Genomic DNA, 18,236 nt, shown 5'->3' with positions numbered 1-18,236 from the left:
TGCCTCCCTGTGGTTTTAAACCATCATCCAATAAACACTAGCCAGTCATCGTCAGGGTGTCGAATCAATCTTGCACGCGCTGGTCGCCGGCCAAGCATTTTGCTCAAACCATTCAGGTCGCGATAAAGGCGATATTAAAACTGCAGTATTTGCGATTAGCGGATTTTGGATTGTTATGTTTTTGAAGCACCGGGCGTGCCGTGCTTGTTTAAAATACAACTGTTCTTGAAATATAACTAAGCATGAACTTTAGTGAGGAAGTGGATCCAGAGGACATGTTCGTGAAACCCACTGACGCTCCCCCACTGATCAAGTTGCCTCTCCAGCAATCCGCCGATGCTGCAGCCATGCCGCCGCAGACAATGGCTGCATCGACCAGTCGCAGCGCCAGCGGCGGCCCGGCCAGCACTCTGGATAATGTACGGGTGCTGAAAACCTGGCAATTGGCGCCGGCCGCGCGGGCCAGTGAAGCCCCTCACAGTGAAACCCTGCACGATCCCCACGCACTGCTGGCGCTGGATGCCAACGACGGCACGACCATTTTCATTCGCGCCGATGCCCTGGCCGAGCAGTTGCGCCGTACCCGCCCGGATGTGGTGGACCGAGACGGCGCAGTCGATTTTGCCCGCTTCATTGATATCCAGGGCAAGAACCGTGGCGCCGCGGATTGGGTCTGGCGGCAGGTGAGGCAGTTGGTGCTCGAGGACGATGGCATCACTGATCTGGCGAAGGCGTTGTTCAAGGAGAACGCCACGGATCTTGCGCTCGATTGGGCTGCACAGAAGGGCGCGACGGCACTGATGACTGCCATTGAGAGCCAGCTGGCCGGGCCTCCCGGACTTTACCGCTGGAACGGCGGGGTGTTGACCCCGCAGGATCTGATTGCCAACGATGCCGTGCTGGATGAGCAGTTGCCCATTTTGCTGTTCATCCATGGCACCGGTTCGCACACCATGGGCAGTTTCGGCGAGTTGCCGGGTACAGCCGCCTGGAAAGACCTGCAACTGAAGTTCGGCACGCAGATAGTCGGCCTGGAACATCGTACCTTCTCAGAAAGCCCGATCGACAATGCCTTGCAGGCTGTCGACCGGCTGCCAAAGGGGGCCAAGCTACACGTGGTCAGTCATTCGCGGGGCGGGCTGGTGGCCGACTTGCTGTGCCTGGACCCAAACGATCCAAACCTGCCGCAATGGATCAAGAACTATCGCCGCGCGCCCAGGCCCGACGAGGTCGAGCGGGAAAAACACAACCCGGCGTTAGCCGGGGAGCGCGAGGCCTTTGCAAAGTCTGAACGCGAGAAGCTCGACAAGCTGGTAAAACGGCTCCAGGACAAAAACCTGCGCGTCACCCACTATGTCCGTGTCGCCGCTCCGGCCCGGGGCACTGCGCTGCTGTCTGACAATCTGGATGTATTTCTGTCCTGCCTGCTGAGCCTGGTACGCAAGTTCGCCAGCTGGAGTATTGGCACAGCGGTGGGGGCGGTCGCTACACCGGTAGCCGGAAGCGCCGCCGCGCAGGTTGCGGCCCGTAGCCTGAAACTGCTCGAACGCGTGGTACTGGAAATCGCCGACAAGCGCATGCAGCCGCAGGTGGTGCCGGGGATCGAGGCGATGCTGCCCGAAGCGCCCATGGGCATGCTGCTGGCGCGGGCGGCGCCGCTGCCGAACCTGAAGATGGCCATCGTTGCCGGCGATACCGACGAATCGGCCAGCGGTATTCTGCAACGCATCGGTTATATGTTCGTCAACTGGGCGTTGTTCGACCGCGCCCGTAATGACCTGGTGGTCAATACCGACTCCATGTACGGCGGCTTGTTCGATCACGCCAAGGAGGCGCACGCCATGGCGGTCGAAGGGCCGCAGGTCAATCACTTCCACTATTTTCGCGATACGGTCAGGTACCGCAATCGTCCGCTGCCCAGCAGCCTGAGCGACTGGTTGCTGGACAGGGTATTGGTGGCCAGGGGCGCTGCGCTGCCTGCGAAACGAGGAGAGGGCGATGTCCTGCTGGTCAAGCGGCAGCTGGAAACCAGGCCGCTGGTGTTCTTGCTGCCGGGGATCATGGGTAGCAGCTTGAAGGTTGGCGACGAAACGTTCTGGCTCAACCCGCTGAAGCTTGCCCTGGATGGCCTGGACAGTATTGCCATGCGCGCGTCGAAGGTCAGCAGCAGTGGCCTGATCGAGTCTGCCTATCAGCAGTTGCATGACTACCTTGACGAAACCCATGAGGTCATTGCGTATTCCTACGATTGGCGCAAGTCGCTGCAGGACCTGGGGTCGCAACTGGCTGCGGATTTGCGCAAACAGCTTGGCAAAAAGCCCAAGCGCAACATCCGCCTGCTCGCGCACAGCATGGGTGGGCTGGTGATTCGTGCAGCGTTCAAGCAAGACCCGACACTCTGGAAAGCGCTGGTCGAGCAAGCCGACGGCCTGGTGGTGATGTTGGGCACCCCGAACCATGGCGCTTACTCCATGGTCGAAACCCTGCTTGGACAGTCCGACACCATCCGCATGCTGGCGCGTGTCGATCTGCAGAACAATCTGAAGAAGATTCTGCAAATCGTGGCCGAGTTTCCGGGCGCTCTGCATTTGCTGCCGGCTCCCGGTTTCGAAGATGTCGGCGGCCACGGCCCGGTCGATTTCTATGGTGCTGCGAGCTGGAGTCAGCTGGCGCTGAAGAACGATGACTTCTGGTTCGGCGACGAACTCGGGGCACGTCCTGATTCGGCGTTGCTGCAAAAGGTCCAGCAATCCTGGCAGGCACTTGCCGACAACAGCTGGGTCGATCTGGCGCCCGAGCGGATCAGTTATGTCTACGGTCAAGGCAAAAACACCCCCTGCGGCCTGGACATCAGCGGCGAACAGTTGATGCTGCGCGGCACTGCCCAGGGCGACGGTACAGTGACCTGGCGCTCGGGGAAGCTCACCAACCTGCCTGACAACCGCTGTTGGTACATGCCGGTGGTCCACGGTGAACTGGCCTCTACCAGCCACTATTTTCCCGAGATCGAAAGCTTGTTGCTCAAACGTACGCCAACGCAGCTCAAGCGTCTGCCCGTTAGCCGGGCTGGTGAACGCTCGAGTGCATTGGTGAGCTTTCGCGGTGGGCCGCCAGCCTATCCGGCCGATGCCCAGTTGCTTAGCCAGGTACTCGGGCGCACCAGCAGCCTGGAGCCGAAGCCACAATTGACCACGCTGCAGATCAACGTTCTGGCCATGAACTTGAGTTGCATCCAGGTGCCGCTCATTTGTGGACATTATCGCGGCGACCCGATCTCCGGCGCCGAAGCCGCCATCGATCAGAACCTGGTCAACGGTGCGCTGTCCCAGCGCCAGCGTCTGGGCTTGTACTCGGGTGAGCTGGGCAATGCCACAGTGATACTGGTACCACGCACGGCTGCCGAAGTAAGTCGTGGCACGGGGCGTGGTGCACTGGTTGTCGGCCTTGGGGAAATGGGCGAGCTGACTTCTGAAGTCGTCACCCAGGCGGTGCGCAACGGTGTGTTGCGTTATTTGCTTAATGCGGTGGACCAGTACGCGCAGGTCACCCGCATGGACGATCCTGACAGGCCCGACGCACTGCTGCCGCTGCATATTGCCAGTTTGCTGCTGGGGACCAACTCCAGTGCACAGTTGACCGTGGAAGAATCGATCCGTGCCGTGACACTCGGCGTCCTTCAGGCCAACCGCGAGTATGCTGCTGTGTGTGCGGGGCCCAAGGGGCGCCCGGCGGCGGTGACGCGCCTGGACATTGTCGAAATGTTTGTCGATGCGGCGATCTGCGCCGGTTATACGGTAGCGACCCTGGACCGCGAACTGGCCGGCGAGCTCCAACGCTTGAACAGCCGCCTGGAGGTGGCCCAGGCGGTGCAGTTCGGTGAGGGCGCCAGGCCGCGCCTGAGCGTCACTCCTCCCGGTGACTACTGGCCGCGCCTGCAGGTCAGCAGTGCCGATCATGTCGGCCACGGCAGGGACTCCGGGAACAGGGCTGAGGCCAGGCTCGAGCGCCCGGCGCAACGCTTGAACTACCTGTACATGGGGCAACGCGCCAGGGTCGAGGCGGTGGTCGATCAACGTCAGCCAGGGTTGCTGGAACGCATGGTCGATAGCGCTCTGCGCGGGCCGAACCCTACCCGCTACGACGCGGCGGCGTTCTTCGGCAACAGCCTGTTCCAGTTGATGCTGCCGCTTGGCTTCAAAAGCGCCGTGCGCAAATCGGAAAACCTGATCCTGGTGCTCGATGACAGCAGTGCCAACCTGCCGTGGGAGATGCTGGAGATCGATGGCGTACCGATGATCAAGCATACCCGCCTGGTGCGCCAGTTCATCACGCAGCGGTACCGGCGAGAGGTGGTGCGCACGGACCGGATGAATGCCTGCATTATCGGCAATCCGGATACCCAGGGCTATTTCAAACAGTTCCGGCCCAAGGGCGATGGGCCCTGGCCGGAGCGGCTGGTGGATTTGCCCGGTGCGCTGCGCGAAAGTCAGGCGGTCAGTCGCGTGCTGGATGGTGCGGGATATACCACCTGGAGTCTCGGCAGCGGCGCCAGCGCCGTGGAGGTGTTCGACCAACTGTTCGCCCGGCCTTATCGGGTCCTGGTGATCTGTGCCCATGGTGTATTGCGCAGCAAAGACAGCAACGGCCAGTTGCGCAGCGGCGTGGTGCTGTCGGATGGCTTGCTGCTGACGGCCGCCGAGATCGACCGCATGGAAACCGTACCAGACCTGGTGTTCCTCAGCTGTTGTCACCTGGGCAAACTCTCGGGCACTGAGCCGGGTGGCAACCGCTTGGCGGCGAGCCTGGCGCAAGAGCTGATCAACATGGGCGTGCGTTGCGTGGTAGCGGCCGGTTGGGAGGTCGATGACAGTGCGGCGTGCTGCTTCTCGGAAACCTTTTTCAACCGCTTGGCCATTCACGGTGATCACTTCGCCGAAGCCATCGCCTGTGCGCGTCTGGATACCCTCGAACAGTTTCCCGGCTGCAATACCTGGGGGGCTTACCAGGCCTATGGCGATCCGCTGTTCCAGCTCCGCCTGCTGCCGTCCGGCGACGGCAGCAACAGCTGTTTGCGAGGTTCTCCGGAACTGCTCGACTGGCTCGAAGAGCAGCGGCTGGCGGCCGCCACCCCGAGTTCGACGGCGGCCGCGTCAGGCTTTGCGCAACTGCAGGGGCAGGTGCAAAAGCGCCTTGAGGGCCTGCCGGAAAGCTGGATCAACCAGGCTGAAGTCCAGTACGGGTTGGGGCTGTTGTACAGCGAGTGGGATGAAGCCCGGGCGTTGGCTGAGGCTCGGGCTGCATTGCTGCAGGCCTTGGCGCGTTTCAGCGGGCGGGGGTGTGTGCCCATGACGGCAGTGGAGAAGCTGATCGATGTGGAGATTCGCCAAGCCTACCTGGCGGCAGACCCGGAGCCAGGTTTCGGCACGGCCGATTTCAAGCAAGCCAGCACGTTGATCAAGGCCGCCATCGCGCGTGCGGATCACTTGAGTGAGATGTGTGAGGGCACGCCGGGCGTATTGCTTGCGCGTCGTCAGGTTATGCGCGGACGGGGCCTCAAACGTCAAGCCCATATCGCGTTACTGCAGAGCCTCACCCAGTCAAGGTCCAAGGTACTGGACAAGCTCATCAGCCAGAGTCTTGATGCAGCCAGGCGGGCCTATGCCGTGGGCGAAGACAGGAATGCACCGGACTGGAACCCCTATGCCATGCTGAACCGGATTCAACTTGAGGTGATGTGCATGACGGGAGTGCCATCGCTCGACGATCTCAAGCGCTGCGAAGCCGAAGCACAGTTCCGTTACAAACGATCTTTCGGTGTATTCGATGCGGTCATGAAGGCCGATGTACTGCTGACCCGCTGGCTGATTGACGTCACCTGCGGTAGCGGCTCGGCAGGCCCGCCGACCTGCAACGAACGCACACTCAACGACAGCTACGATGATGCGCTGGCTGGCCAGCGCATTTCGCAGCGCCAGTTCGAGTCGGTCGTGCGCCAGTTGCAGATGATCACCAAGTGGCTGGAGTGGTCTGGCAAAACCGGCGATGCACAAGTGCTGGATAACATCGCCAGGGTCCTGAAGACACGCCGTGGATAAGGTGGCCTTGGCGCATACCGCATACAGACTACACCTTGAACGTCGCCATCAGCCCCTGCTGATGATTGGCCAGGCGGTTCAGCGCCTGGCTGATCTGTGCCGACTCCTCAGCCTGCCCGGACAGCGACTCGGTCACATCACGAATGCTGGCGACGTTGCGGTTCACTTCTTCAGCCACGGCGCTCTGCTCTTCGGCGGCGGAGGCGATCTGCAGGTTCATGTCGGTGATCACCGCCACTGCATCGCCGATCCGCTGCAGGGCCGGCACCGCCTGTTCGGCCTGGGCGACGCTGCCCTGAGCCTGACGATGGCTGCTGTGCATCGAACCAACCACTTCGCGCGTACCTTGTTGCAGGCCTTCGATGACCACGCGGATCTCATCGACCGAGTCCTGGGTGCGTCGGGCCAGGTTGCGCACTTCATCGGCGACCACGGCGAAACCGCGCCCGGCTTCCCCGGCCCGCGCCGCTTCGATGGCGGCATTCAGGGCCAGCAGGTTGGTCTGCTCGGCGATGGAGCGGATCACCTCAAGCACCGAGCCGATCTGTTCGCTACGGCTGGCGAGCTGTTGCACTTCCTCCATGCCGGCGGTCATTTCGCATGCCAGCTGTTCGATCGCGCGGGTAGTGGTGCGGATCAGTTCCAGACCTTCGCGGGTGGCAAGGTCGGCACCGCGTGCCGCTTCGGCGGCTTGCGCGGCGTTGCGTGCAACATCCTGGGCGGTGGCGCTCATTTCCTGCGAGGCGGTGGCGACCTGATCGACTTCGCGGTATTGCTGCTGCATGCCGGCGCTGGTCTGGCTGGCAATCGCCGCCGACTGGTCGGCGGTGCTGCGGGCATCCTGGACCGAAGCTTTGACGTTGGCGATCACCGGTTGCAGCTTGTCGAGAAAACGGTTGAACCAGCCCACCAGTTCACCCAGTTCGTCTTTGCGGGCGTAGTCCAGGCGACGGGTCAGGTCGCCTTCACCGCTGGCGATGTCTTTGAGCATTGCCGCGACCTTGAGGATCGGCCGGGTCACGCCGCGGGCGGTCATCCAGATCACCAGCAAGCCCAGCACGGCGGCGCCAAGGGCCATCAGCAGGCTGGTGAGGTTGGCGTTGTTGTTGTGGGCGTCCAGGCGGGCATTGAGCTCAATGGCCGGCGCCTGCAGGACCTGCTCGGGCACCTCCAGCAACACGCTCCACGGCTGCGCACCGGGCACCGGGGCGAACGACTGGCTGACCTGGAGCGTGCCGTTGTCGGAAAATTCAGCCGCCTTGCCTGCGCGCAGCTGCGCCGACAGGGCGCTGGCCTGCGGGCCGAACACCTCTTCGATCTTTTTGCTCAGTTGGCTGCCATCGCGGCTGTGCCCGGCCAGCAGGCCGGAGGGGCTGACGATGCTGATCTGGCCATTGCCGTCAAACAGCTCCTGACGACCATCCAGGCTCAGCTGTTGCAGGTTGTCGAGGCTGATGTCCAGACCCATTACGCCGATGACTTTGCCGTCCTGCTTGAGCGGGATGGCAATGCTGGTCATCAGTGGCGTACGGTCGCCGACGGTGTCGAAGTAGGGATCGATCACGCAGGTTTCGCCGGTTTCCAGCGGGCAGGTCAGCCAGCGGTTGTAGGCAGAGCCGTTGGTGCCGAGGCTGGTGTCGGCGAGCATCGATTCGGGCATCGCCTCGGACTCCAGCTGGCCGGGTTGCGGTTGAGACCAGTACAGGGAAAAACGTCCGCTTTCGTTGCTGCCCCTGTCAGCTTGATCGATGAACGCGGCGTCCTTGCCATCGAGGGCATCGGGCAGGAACACCAGGTACAGGCCAAGCAGCTCAGGGTTGTCGCCCAGCGCTGTCTTGGCTTGCCGGGTGAGCGCCTGGCGCAGGTTGTCGCCGCCCTGGGCCTTGAGCAGCATCATCAGCTGCGAGACGCCATTGCCATACAGGTAGGCGTCCTTGAAATAGCGTTGAATGCGCACCGCCTGCAACTGGGCATAGGTCTGCAGGCGCAGGCGGGCGTTCTGGTCGAGCATCTGTGTGTTGGCAGTGTTCACCAATGCCGCGCTGCGGCTCGATTGAAACAGCGTTGCCGTCATCAGTAGCGCCACGATGACCAGCAGGCAGAGGCCGGCGAGCAGGGTGATCTTCCATTGGATGAGCAGGCGGCGCAGCAGCATGGTGGCGTCCTTGTAGGTTCAGGGAGGTGAACAGCAAAATCTCGTCGATCGCGCAGGTGGTCGAGCAATGACGACCAGCCGACCAGAAAGCCGACATGCGGGTTTGCCCGTGCGTCTGGAATTATTTTTCTTGGTGTGGTGAAGCATGGGGAAAATATGAAGGGATAGACCATTGTGTCAATTAAAATATGACAAGCTTTGCGTGGTTGCGTCTTTGTCTTACTGGTTTTTTGGCTTTTACCCTATGTTTTGGCGGTTTAAGCGTTTTTTCGATTAAGTCGTCTGTCTATTAAAATAGACATGATTATCGACTTTTATCGGTGTCAGTATCGCTGGGAGCGGGCTCAATCGCTGTTGATCACTTGGTTCCGGCCACCCTTTTTCGCCGTATACAGACGCCGATCGGCAGTGGCTACCAGATCTTCCAGCCCCTGGCAGCCATCGACGCGCAGTTCCGCCACGCCAATCGATACCGTCAGGCGAATTTCCAGTGACGGTGCGCCGGCCAGCAGGGTGCCGGGTTCGGGTACGCACACCGACTGTGCGATGGCGGCGCGCACCTGTTCGGCCACGCGCGTGGCGTCGGCCAGCGACGTGTCAGGCATCAGCACGCAGAACTCCTCACCGCCGTAACGCACCACCAGATCCTGCGGGCGCACCAGTGCCCGGCATAGGGTGGCCAGGTGTTTGATCACCTCGTCACCGGCGCTGTGGCCCCAGTTGTCGTTGATGTGTTTGAAGCGGTCGATGTCGAGCATGCACAAGGCCAGCGGCTGATCCTCGCGCAGGCGCTGCAGCAAACCACCGAAGTCGGACTGCAAGCGTCGGCGGTTGGCCAGTTGGGTCAGGCTATCGACCAGGCCCATCTCGCGCAGTTGTCGGTTCAGGCGCAGTTGGCCTTTGAACAGGCGATCGACAATGTACAGGGTCAGGAACATCAACAGCCCCAGCAGCACCCACACGCCGAGGACCAGCATGTTGACCTGCGCATTGACTGCCGCACGCAGGTCGGCGGTGCTGATGTAGTTGGTCAGCATCAGGTCGATACCCTGCAGCTCGCGGTACTGCAGGTAACCATGGTCGAGCTTTAGCGTACCGTGGTCACGCTGGAACAGCATCGGTACCGACAAGCGTATGTTCGAAGCTGGCAAGGTGGCCAGCCAGTTGCCCTGGTGCGATGTGAACATCTGCGCACTGGAGGCGACCAGGCTGCCCTCGTCATCGATCAGCGCATGCTGTTCATCGTGTGCGGTGGTTTGGTAGAGGTAATTCTGCAGTTTGGTCTGTGGCACGTCGTAGATCAGTGCGCCGCGCATCACCGCATTGAGGTACACCGGGGTGCTCAGCAGGACATGCGGCATGCTGCCAAGATTGCTGCCGGGCGGGGGATAGAAGGCGATGTCGAGGTCTTCAGCATTGGCGCGGTTCAAGTGCATCAGCGGCGAGCTGGTGAATTTGCGCAGGATCGGTTCCAGTTGCTCATCCCTGACCGCCGGGTAGGCGATGACGATGCCGGAGGTGGTCAGCAGCAGGATGCGTGACAAATGGGGCTCGCCTTGAAACTGCGCGGGCAACACCTGGCTCATCGCGTGCGCCAGATGCAAGTCCTCTACCAATTGCTGGGGCTCGCGGCTCAGGCCCGGAATGTTCGCTACCCGGGCATCGCCCAGGGCCCGCACCGGTGCATCGGACTTTGGCACCGGCAGCTCCCAGAGCGGCTGCTGGCTGTTGCGCATCGCTGCGCCAATGGCTTCGTTGCGGCGCATGGCGGGTTGAATGTGGGCTTCGATCAGCAGCCGTTCGGCGATATTGCGCATGAACTGCAGTTGGCTTTTGCCACTGATCAGCACGGCCTCGATGGCCAGCGCCTGCAGGTGCAGATTGTGCTCGCGCTCTTGCAGTTCGCGTTGCAGCAGCTGGTAATACTGGCGACTGGCGACTGGCGACTGGCGACTGGCGACTGGCGACTGGCGACCGGCGACCGGCGAGTGCCAGGCTGATGGCGAAAGCGGCGAGAAAACACAGGATCACCGTGCGCCGCGGGCGTGCGCAGGCCAGGGGCAGAACACGTCGGGGTTGCAGCGTGGCCGGCGGTTGCGACATTGAGGCTTTCCAGTGGGAACTGAGCGGTGATTATAGATCCTGTTGGCCGCTTTGGAGCCTCGATGTGTAGCGCAACGCGCAGTGTTTGCTTGCGTGCTGTCGCCGGGTTGCAACAACACGCAGAGGGTTACTGGAGGGTTTTCAGGTAGGCAATCAGGTTGCGTCGCGCCTGGGCGTCGGCTTGCCCGGCAAACATCATCAGGTTGCCCGGCACCAGGGTGGCCGGGCCCGCCAGCCAACGCTCGAGGTTGGCGTCATCCCAGCGCAGCTGGCTGCCCTTGAGGGCTGGCGAATAGGCAAAGCCCGCAGCCTGGGCGCTGGCGCGACCGGCCACGCCATGCAGGCTCGGGCCCATCAGGTGCTTTGCGGCCTCGGTGCTGTGGCAGAAGCCGCATTGGCCGTTGAACAAGGCCTTGCCCTGGGTGGCGTCACCGTCGGCAAGGCAGAGGGGAGCGGCCAGCAATAGAGCGCAGGCAGTGAGCAGGTGTTTGTCGATCATCGGTGTTCCTGTAAACGAAAGGTCTCCCGCCAGGTGCGCCCTGGCGGGGTTGCAATGGCTTAGAACGGATTGTTCAGGTCAATCCCGGATTTGCCCGGGGCGAGGATGTTGTTCGGGTCCAGGGCGCGCTTGATCGCGTGCTCGAGCTTGCGTTTGACCGGCCCGTAGCTTTGCGCAACACGCTCCTGGAAGGCCGTATTGACCCGGTAGACGGCGTAACCCTGCTGCTCGAATACATCCAGCAGTTCGGCGAAACAGGCGTTGGCGCGCTGGGTTTCCTCGGGGTTGGTGCGGTCGTACAGCACGTCGATGACATGGTGCATGTCGCGCCAGCCGACGATAAATTCACCAACATAGTCCAGGCCATGTTTGTTGAGGACCTTTTTCGCCAGTGCCTGCTGTTTTTCGCACTCGCTGCCGCGCGCCTGGCTGACCGGCGCGAACCACATCGAGCCACCACCGCCACGCCAGTTGTACAGGCCGAACTCCTGCAGGTTGGGCACGCCGGACATCAGCTGCGCGCGGTACTTGAACGGCTGCGTGTCGCCGGCCTCCTGCTCGGTGACGATACGGCCCTTGCCCAGTTGCTTGAGCGCGCCGGTGACGATCTTCCAGTTCACATCGACCTGCTCCTGGGTGCCGTAAAGGGCGGCGTAGACGTTCCAGGCACCGAGGTTTTTGTCTTTCTGGATCTGTTTGAGAATGGCCTCGGAAGTGGCGCCCGGCTCTGTGGTGTAGTCGCTGCGCCGGGTGTTGCAGGTCGATGCTTCCCACAGCACGCCAGCGATCACCACCGAGTTGGGGATGACCTGGGCGATGCGCAACGGGCGAATGAATTCGACGATCTCGGCGATGTCCGATTCGTTCTCGAACTTGATTTCAAACGGCTTGAACACCGGCGGCTTGGGCATCAGCCAGAAACCCATCTTGGTGCAGATACCGTAGTTGGCCTGGGTGAACATGCCATCGAGGGTCGGGCCGTAACCCCACTTGAACACCTGCCAGGCGTTGTCGCCTTTGACCCCGCCCATGCCGGTGCGATAGACGTCGCCATTGGCCAGCACCACTTCCATGCCGCATTGCATGAGGAAGTGTTCGCCGTAGGGGGTGTAGCCGACACCGCGGTCCATGGTGTTGCCCAACGGGCCGGCAATTGCCGAGGGCGCGGAAAACGACAGCATCAGCGGCAGCTTGTGCTCCTGGATGTAGTCGTAGAGCTGCTGGTAAGTCACCCCGGGTTCGACCAGGGCGGTACACAGCTCAGGATCGACGTGAAGGATCTTGTTCATTTTCTTCAGGTCGAGGATCACCTGGCCGCGCTGGCCGGGAGCGGCCGAGCCATAACCGAAGTTACGGCCGGTGGATATGGTCCAGACCGGAATCTTGAACTGGTTGCAGATCTTCACCACGCCTTGCACCTGTTCCACGGTGGTGGCGGTGACAGCGGCGGACGGCGCATGTTCGGCATTGTCCACGGCCATCATGATCTTGTTGTAGGGAATCAGCTGCTCGTCCTTGACCAGGACGTTGTCGTCGCCCAACAGGGCGCGAAACTGCGCAAGGGCTTGCTCGAAACGGGCTGCATCGACGCCGCGAGGCAGCAGAGTATTGGCGGTTGCTTGGCTCATGTGGGAATCCTTCAGACTTCGATCGAGAACGACACGTAGGTGCCGGTCAGTGCCGAGCGGCGGCTGGCAAGCAGCGGCGCCTGGCCAGTGTCGGTGCTGCCGAGAACGGCCAGGGCGTAACCGAGGGTGGCCGCCCATTGGTCGCCGGCCACGCCGCGGTTGGCGCTGGCCAGTTGCAAGGTCGGCGCCGGGCTGTGCAGGCGCTGTTCGTGCAGGCTGAAACCCTGACCGCAGGCGTGCAGTTGCTGGCCCAGTTGCAGGGCACAACCGTGGGAGGCCTGGGCGCTGAGCAGGCGGTGGTGTGATTGCCCGGCGCTGGTGCTGTGCTGGCCCAGCCACTGCACGCGTGCTCCGGCGCTACGCGCCAGGTCGACGATCAGCGCGGCGCTGGCATCGTCGAGCAGGCCGATCAGGCGCTGTGGTTGGCCGCTGCCAAGGCGTTGCTGCAGGTCAAGCAAGACCGCCAGCTCCAGGCCTGCGGGCAGGACCTGCAACGGCGGGGCGAGCGGGCTGGCTTGCAGGCCCTGAACAAAGGCGGAGCGGGCGACCTCGGCGCTGACCAGCGCCAGGCTTGGCGCTTGGGCGTGAGCGGGACGTCCCAGCACGTTGTTGGCCAGGCTCAGGCTGGAACTGCTCAGGGCAACTCCGGCCAGGCCGCCCAGAGCCATGCCCTTGAGCAGCGAACGACGTTCGACATTCATCATCACAGTGCCCTCAAGGTTTGGCCGCAGGCGCAGGGGACGTGGCGATGTAGTCGCCCACCTGTTGCAGGGCGTTGTCGTCGATGAACGAGGCGGGGAAGGCGGGCATGGCGCGAAAGCCGTTGCGCACTACGGCGCTGATGTACGCCGCCGGCAATTGTCGGCCTTTGAGCTGCGGGCCGACCTGGCCTTCATGGCAGTGGCCGCAGACTTTCGCATAGACATTTTCGCCACCTTTCCACACCCCGTCGCCATCGGCGGCAGCAGTGCCGGCCAGCAGGATCAAGGGCAGGGCAAGGCAGGTGGTGACGGTCCGTCGCACAGCCTGGCGGTTGGGCAGTAGGGACATTGCGGACTCCTTATTGTTATGGGATGTAGTTCAGGCAATCAGAATGGGTAATCGCGCGGCTGGTGCTGCACGGTGATCCAGTGGTCGGTAGTGAACTCTTCGATCGCCCAGTCACCGTTGAAACGCCCCAGCCCGGAGTTTTTCTCGCCGCCGAACGGGGCGTTGGGCTCGTCGTTGACCGGGATGTCGTTGATGTGGGTCATGCCGGCATGCAGGCGTTGGGCGAATTGCACAGCACGCTCGAGACTGGCGCTGAACACCGCGCTGGACAGCCCGTATTCGCTGCGGTTGGCCAGTTCCAGGGCATGCTCGGCATCGCGTGCGACCTGGATACCCACCAGCGGGCCGAAGATCTCGTCATGGGCGATGTTCATCTCGGCGCTGACGTTGCCGAACACATGGGGCGGCAGCACATTGCCCTGGGCCTGGCCGCCCAGCAGCAGTTGGGCACCTTCGGCTTGGGCGGTGGCAATCTTGTCTTGCAGGCCCTCAAGCTGGCGGGCGTTGATCACCGGGCCGATCACCGTGCCGGGCAGGTTCGGGTCGCCGCAGGGCAGGGCCTTGACCCGCTCGACAAAGCGTTGGGTGAACGCTTCAAGCAGTGGCTGCTCGACGATGATGCGGTTGACCGCCATGCAGATCTGCCCCTGATGCAGGAACTTGCCCACCACCGCAGCGTGGACCGCCTGTTCCAGGTCGGCATCGGCCAGGACCACGAACGGGCTGTTGCCACCCAGTTCCAGTGCCAGGTGCTTGAGGTGTTCACCGCCGCTGGCAATGCGGCCGATGTTGCGCCCGACCTGGGTCGAGCCGGTAAACGAGATGAACGCAGGCACCGGGTGCTCGACAAAGGCGTCACCGATCTCGGCACCGGCACCCACCACCACGCTTAGCGCACCGGCAGGCAAGCCGGCCTCTTCGAAGATGCGCGCCAGCAGCAGGCCGCCGCTGACCGGGGTGTCGCTGGCCGGTTTGACCACCACGGTGTTGCCCAGGGCCAAGGCCGGTGCCAGCGAGCGGGCGGTCAGGTGCAAGGGGAAGTTCCACGGGCTGATCACCCCGATCACCCCAAGCGGCTTGCGGTATACCCGGCTTTCTTTGCCTGGAATGTTGGAGCTGACAATGCGCCCGTGGACGCGGCTGGGCAGGCTCGCCGACTCCAGGGTAATGGCGCGGGCGGCGCCCCATTCGATCTGGGCCTTGATCCGGGTGCTGCCGGACTCGCGAATGATCCAGTCGATGATTTCTTCACGACGCTCATCGAAGATGCGCACGGCCTCGAGCATCACCTGGCTGCGCGCGGCCGGGGATTGTGCGGCCCAGTCCGGCTGTACCTGGCGGGCACTGCGGTAAGCCGCATCGAGGTCGTCGCGGTTGGCCATGGGAATCTGCAGCAGGGTTTGCTGGTTGAACGGGTCGAGTACCGTCAGCGAGCGCTCGGCGCTGCCAGCACGCCAGTGTCCAGCCAGCGGCTGCAGGTGAAGGTTCTGGTAGGCAGGGCGGGTAGGGGTCATCGGATTCTCTCTTATTGTGTCGAAAAGGGTTCGATGATCAGCCTAGAACAACTATCGTGCCATGTTGGCTTTGCGAGTAAAAATCCAATTAAAACAACTGGTTAGATAATTTTTATGAAGGTGCGTAGAAAACGCTGACGGCAGCAGGTGCGAAAATTTATGCAGAGAAGTCGCCGAATGCAGAAAGCTCGACGCAGGCGACGCCAAGACAAAATCCGGGCGGTAATCGGTCATTTGCGTATCCCGGCGCTATCCTTGGCCTACTGGCCAATTGACCGGGCTGAGGTGGGGGGCATACTGCAAGTCTTACCTTCTGCTTTTGGTATTGCCTATGACATCTACAACACCTGGCAAGCCTGGCCGTGCCGTCGATGAAGACTTTTTCAGACAGGTACTGGGCCGCCACAAAAGTCTGATTGTCGACCGCACCAACCAGTTCGGCGCCACTGGCCTGCCCTCGGCCGAACAACTGGCGCAGTCTGTGGCGTTTGCCCCACAGGACGGCAGTATCTGGCTGTGTGGCCAGCGCATGATGCTGCTGCAAGGTTCGGCCTTCGGCGCTATTCGTCGTGAACTGATCGAGGCGCTGGGCCTGGACAAGGCCCGCGGCCTGCTCACGCGCATTGGCTGGCAGGCGGGCGCGCGCGATGCCGCCCAGGTCAGCGAGCAGTGGCCCGAGGGCGATCACGCCAGCCTCTACAGTGCCGGTCCACGCCTGCACATGCTCGAAGGCATGGTCAATGTCGAGGTCGTGCGCTTTGAGATCGATTCGGGCATCGGCCACTTCTATTCGGAATTTCTCTGGCACAACTCTCTGGAGGTTGATGAGCACATCGCCGCTTATGGTCTTGGAGGGGAGCCGGCGTGCTGGATGGAGATCGGCTATGCCAGTGGCTACGCCTCGTCACTGCTCGGGCGTCTGGTGGTGTTTCGCGAGCTGCAGTGCCGGGCCATGGGCCATCCGGCTTGCCGTATCGTCGGCAAACCGGCCGAGCAGTGGGAGGATATCGATGTCGACCTGGCTTATCTGGACCCTGGCGACTTTCTCAGCCGCAGTACTTATGCCTCGCAGGTCGATACCCGGGTCGCCGAGCTGGAGGTGCCGACCGATGGCAAGCAGCTGGTGGGCATTTCTGCCAGTTTCGTCGCCGCCAGCCAATTGTTGCAGCGCGTGGCGCCGACCCAGGCCACGGTGCTGTTGACCGGTGAGTCGGGCGTGGGCAAGGAATTGTTCGCCCACGCCCTGCACCAGGCCAGTCCTCGCCAGCACATACCGATGGTGGCATTGAACTGCGCGACCTTGCCGGAAAACCTGGTCGAGGCCGAATTGTTCGGTGTCGAACGCGGCGCCTTCACCGGTGCCGAACGTTCGCGGCCCGGGCGTTTCGAGCGGGCCAATGGTGGCACACTGTTTCTCGATGAGATCGCCACCTTGAGTCTGCATGCCCAGAGCAAGATTCTGCGCGCCTTGCAGGAAGGCGAGATCGAGCGGGTCGGCGGCACCTCGTCGATCCAGGTCGATGTGCGGGTGATTGCCGCGACCAACCTCGACCTGCGCAAGGAGGTTGAAGCGGGGCGTTTTCGTGAGGACCTGTTCTATCGCTTGAACGTCTTCCCCATTCACTTGCCACCGCTGCGCGAGCGGCGCGAAGACATACCGTTGCTGATGAGCTATTTCCTGCGCCGCTTCAGCCAGCGCCATGGCCGTCAGTTATTGGGCTTCAGTATGCGTCTGGTCAACGCGCTGTTGACCTATCGTTTCCCCGGCAATATTCGCGAGCTGCAGAACCTGGTGGAGCGTGGGGTGATTGCTGCCAGTGACGGCGAAGTCATCGATGTGGTGCACCTCGCCGAGGCCGGCGCCCCGTTGATTGACTCGGCGATCGGCCTGACTGCCGAAGGGCATTTGGCGCTGGGTAGCGCAGCACCTCGGGCCACCCCCAAGGACACTGAAACAGGGCAAAGCCAGGTGGCAACCGAGGCCCCGGAACTCGCCAGCCTGCAGGCCTTCTTCGCCGGGCAGGAGCGGGTACTGGGCACCTCGCTGGAGGAAATCGAACGGCGCCTGGTGCGTCTGGCGCTGGAGCGCTCGGGCGGCAACGTTACAGCGGCGGCGCAGATGCTCGGTATGAGCCGTGCCCAGGTCAGCTACCGGCTCAAGGGCAGCTGACCCGGATGGCAGAGGCTTAAAGTGCCGTGGTGAATTTGAGCCAGTAAGTCTGGCCCTCGGCACGGTTGCGTACACCGGATTCGTCCTGCCATTTGGCGCTGAACATCCAGCCTTGCTTGCTGCTGTATTGCACGGCGGGGCCGATGGAGAACGAGCGGCCGCGGTTGCCGTCACTGGCCTCGACCAGGGCGGCGGCCGAGCATTCGCCGGCGCTGCACTTGTCGTCGCTGACCTGCTGGTAGGCATGCCCGCCAACCCCCAGCACCCACCCGTTGCCCAGGCCCCAGCCGAGGGTGTAGTCGGCGTGCAGTTCGCGGCCAGACTGATAGTCGGTGGCCTTGTTCTCGAAGTTGTAGTCGTACATCAGGCGCACATCGGCATTCAAGCCGTTGGGGTCCAGGTAGGTCATCGCCAGCACACCTTGTACGGTGTAGTAGTGGTTGCCGAGGTTGATCAGGTCATTTTCGTCATATTCGCTGGCGGTAGGCAGGACGAAGTCGACCCCGGTGGCGATGTGCAGTTTGTCACTGGGGTGAAAGCCGATCACCGGCCCCAGATGGGCATCACCGATACCACGCTTGTGGTCGTGGGGCCCACTGCTGACGTTCAGGCGCATGTCATTGAGGGGCAGCAGGGCGTGAAAGCCCAGGTCGCCGCCGAACACTTTCTGTTCCGTGACCCAGACGTAACGCGGTACCAGGGTGGTGACGCGCAGGTCGATATCGGCGGCCTTGGCACCGCTATTGTCGCGCAGGCTGTCGGCCAGGTAGTTGCCGACGAACAACTGGCCGTAGGTTCCCGGTGGCGGCAGGATACCCATGCCATAGAGTTCGATGCCCATGGGCCAGGAGGAGATGCCGCCTTCGGTGGCTTGGGCCTGCCAGGTGGAGGTGGCCAGCAACAGGCTGGCGGCGAGGTGCAGCGGGGCGCGTTTGAACATGAGAGGGTCAACCTTATTGTTATGGGTGTGGCGCCGTACAGCGCCTACACGGGCCCTATCAAATCCTGTGCCAGTTTTTTAT

The 18,236-nt window shown here is 62.4% G+C and carries 11 protein-coding genes and 1 pseudogene; 3 read left to right on the top strand and 9 right to left on the bottom strand.

Annotated features, from left to right (window positions below):
• Positions 1-275: 275 nt before the first annotated feature.
• Positions 276-6,095 carry a CHAT domain-containing protein gene (locus C6382_RS00165; RefSeq protein WP_146146880.1) on the top strand — a complete coding sequence of 1,940 codons (5,820 nt, stop codon included), beginning with the start codon at positions 276-278 and terminating at the stop codon, positions 6,093-6,095.
• A gap of 28 nt (positions 6,096-6,123) precedes the next feature.
• Here C6382_RS00165 and C6382_RS24515 read toward each other — a convergent pair whose 3' ends face one another.
• The 3 genes and pseudogenes from C6382_RS24515 to C6382_RS00155 all read right to left on the bottom strand — a co-directional run bounded on the left by C6382_RS24515 (position 6,124) and on the right by C6382_RS00155 (position 10,100).
• Complete coding sequence (locus C6382_RS24515) at positions 6,124-6,879, bottom strand: methyl-accepting chemotaxis protein (protein ID WP_371261999.1); 756 nt, start codon at positions 6,877-6,879, stop codon at positions 6,124-6,126.
• Positions 6,880-6,981: 102 nt separating this feature from the next.
• Positions 6,982-7,989 (bottom strand): annotated as a pseudogene (locus tag C6382_RS24510) (HAMP domain-containing protein); the annotation flags it as partial.
• 605 nt (positions 7,990-8,594) lie between these two features.
• Positions 8,595-10,100 (bottom strand): diguanylate cyclase, encoded by a 1,506-nt coding sequence (locus C6382_RS00155; RefSeq protein ID WP_107022569.1) that lies wholly within the window; start codon positions 10,098-10,100, stop codon positions 8,595-8,597.
• Here C6382_RS00155 and C6382_RS23980 point away from each other — a divergent pair.
• Positions 10,077-10,250 (top strand): hypothetical protein, encoded by a 174-nt coding sequence (locus C6382_RS23980; RefSeq protein WP_158262092.1) that lies wholly within the window; start codon positions 10,077-10,079, stop codon positions 10,248-10,250. The two genes, C6382_RS00155 and C6382_RS23980, sit on opposite strands and share 24 nt — an antisense overlap.
• Before the next feature lie 230 nt (positions 10,251-10,480).
• On the opposite strand, the gene C6382_RS00150 is transcribed toward C6382_RS23980, so the two are convergent.
• Genes C6382_RS00150 through C6382_RS00130 form a run of 5 tightly spaced genes read right to left on the bottom strand, consistent with a single transcriptional unit; the run spans position 10,481 to position 15,044 of the window.
• Positions 10,481-10,852, bottom strand: a complete 372-nt coding sequence (locus C6382_RS00150) for a cytochrome c family protein (RefSeq protein WP_107022568.1) — start codon at positions 10,850-10,852, stop codon at positions 10,481-10,483.
• Between the two features lie 59 nt (positions 10,853-10,911).
• Entirely contained in the window at positions 10,912-12,480 is a 1,569-nt protein-coding gene (locus C6382_RS00145) for an FAD-binding oxidoreductase (protein WP_107022567.1), read from the bottom strand.
• An 11-nt stretch (positions 12,481-12,491) separates the two neighbouring features.
• Positions 12,492-13,184: a hypothetical protein gene (locus C6382_RS00140; protein ID WP_371919540.1), complete on the bottom strand. Its 693-nt coding sequence runs from the start codon at positions 13,182-13,184 to the stop codon at positions 12,492-12,494.
• 10 nt (positions 13,185-13,194) lie between these two features.
• Positions 13,195-13,530, bottom strand: coding sequence for a cytochrome c (locus tag C6382_RS00135; protein ID WP_107022566.1), 336 nt, complete (start codon positions 13,528-13,530; stop codon positions 13,195-13,197).
• A 38-nt stretch (positions 13,531-13,568) separates the two neighbouring features.
• Positions 13,569-15,044, bottom strand: a complete 1,476-nt coding sequence (locus C6382_RS00130) for an aldehyde dehydrogenase family protein (RefSeq protein WP_107022565.1) — start codon at positions 15,042-15,044, stop codon at positions 13,569-13,571.
• Positions 15,045-15,375: 331 nt separating this feature from the next.
• Here C6382_RS00130 and C6382_RS00125 point away from each other — a divergent pair, with 331 nt between their 5' ends.
• Positions 15,376-17,214: a sigma-54-dependent Fis family transcriptional regulator gene (locus tag C6382_RS00125; protein ID WP_107022564.1), complete on the top strand. Its 1,839-nt coding sequence runs from the start codon at positions 15,376-15,378 to the stop codon at positions 17,212-17,214.
• Between the two features lie 16 nt (positions 17,215-17,230).
• On the opposite strand, the gene C6382_RS00120 is transcribed toward C6382_RS00125, so the two are convergent.
• On the bottom strand, positions 17,231-18,154 hold the full coding sequence (locus C6382_RS00120) for a transporter (RefSeq protein ID WP_107022563.1): 924 nt from the start codon (positions 18,152-18,154) through the stop codon (positions 17,231-17,233).
• Between the last annotated feature and the right edge of the window lie 82 nt (positions 18,155-18,236).

This window comes from Pseudomonas sp. BBP2017, from assembly GCF_003024385.1.
In the GTDB taxonomy this organism is placed as follows: Bacteria; Pseudomonadota; Gammaproteobacteria; order Pseudomonadales; family Pseudomonadaceae; genus Aquipseudomonas.
This window is presented reverse-complemented; position numbering and strand designations above follow the sequence as displayed.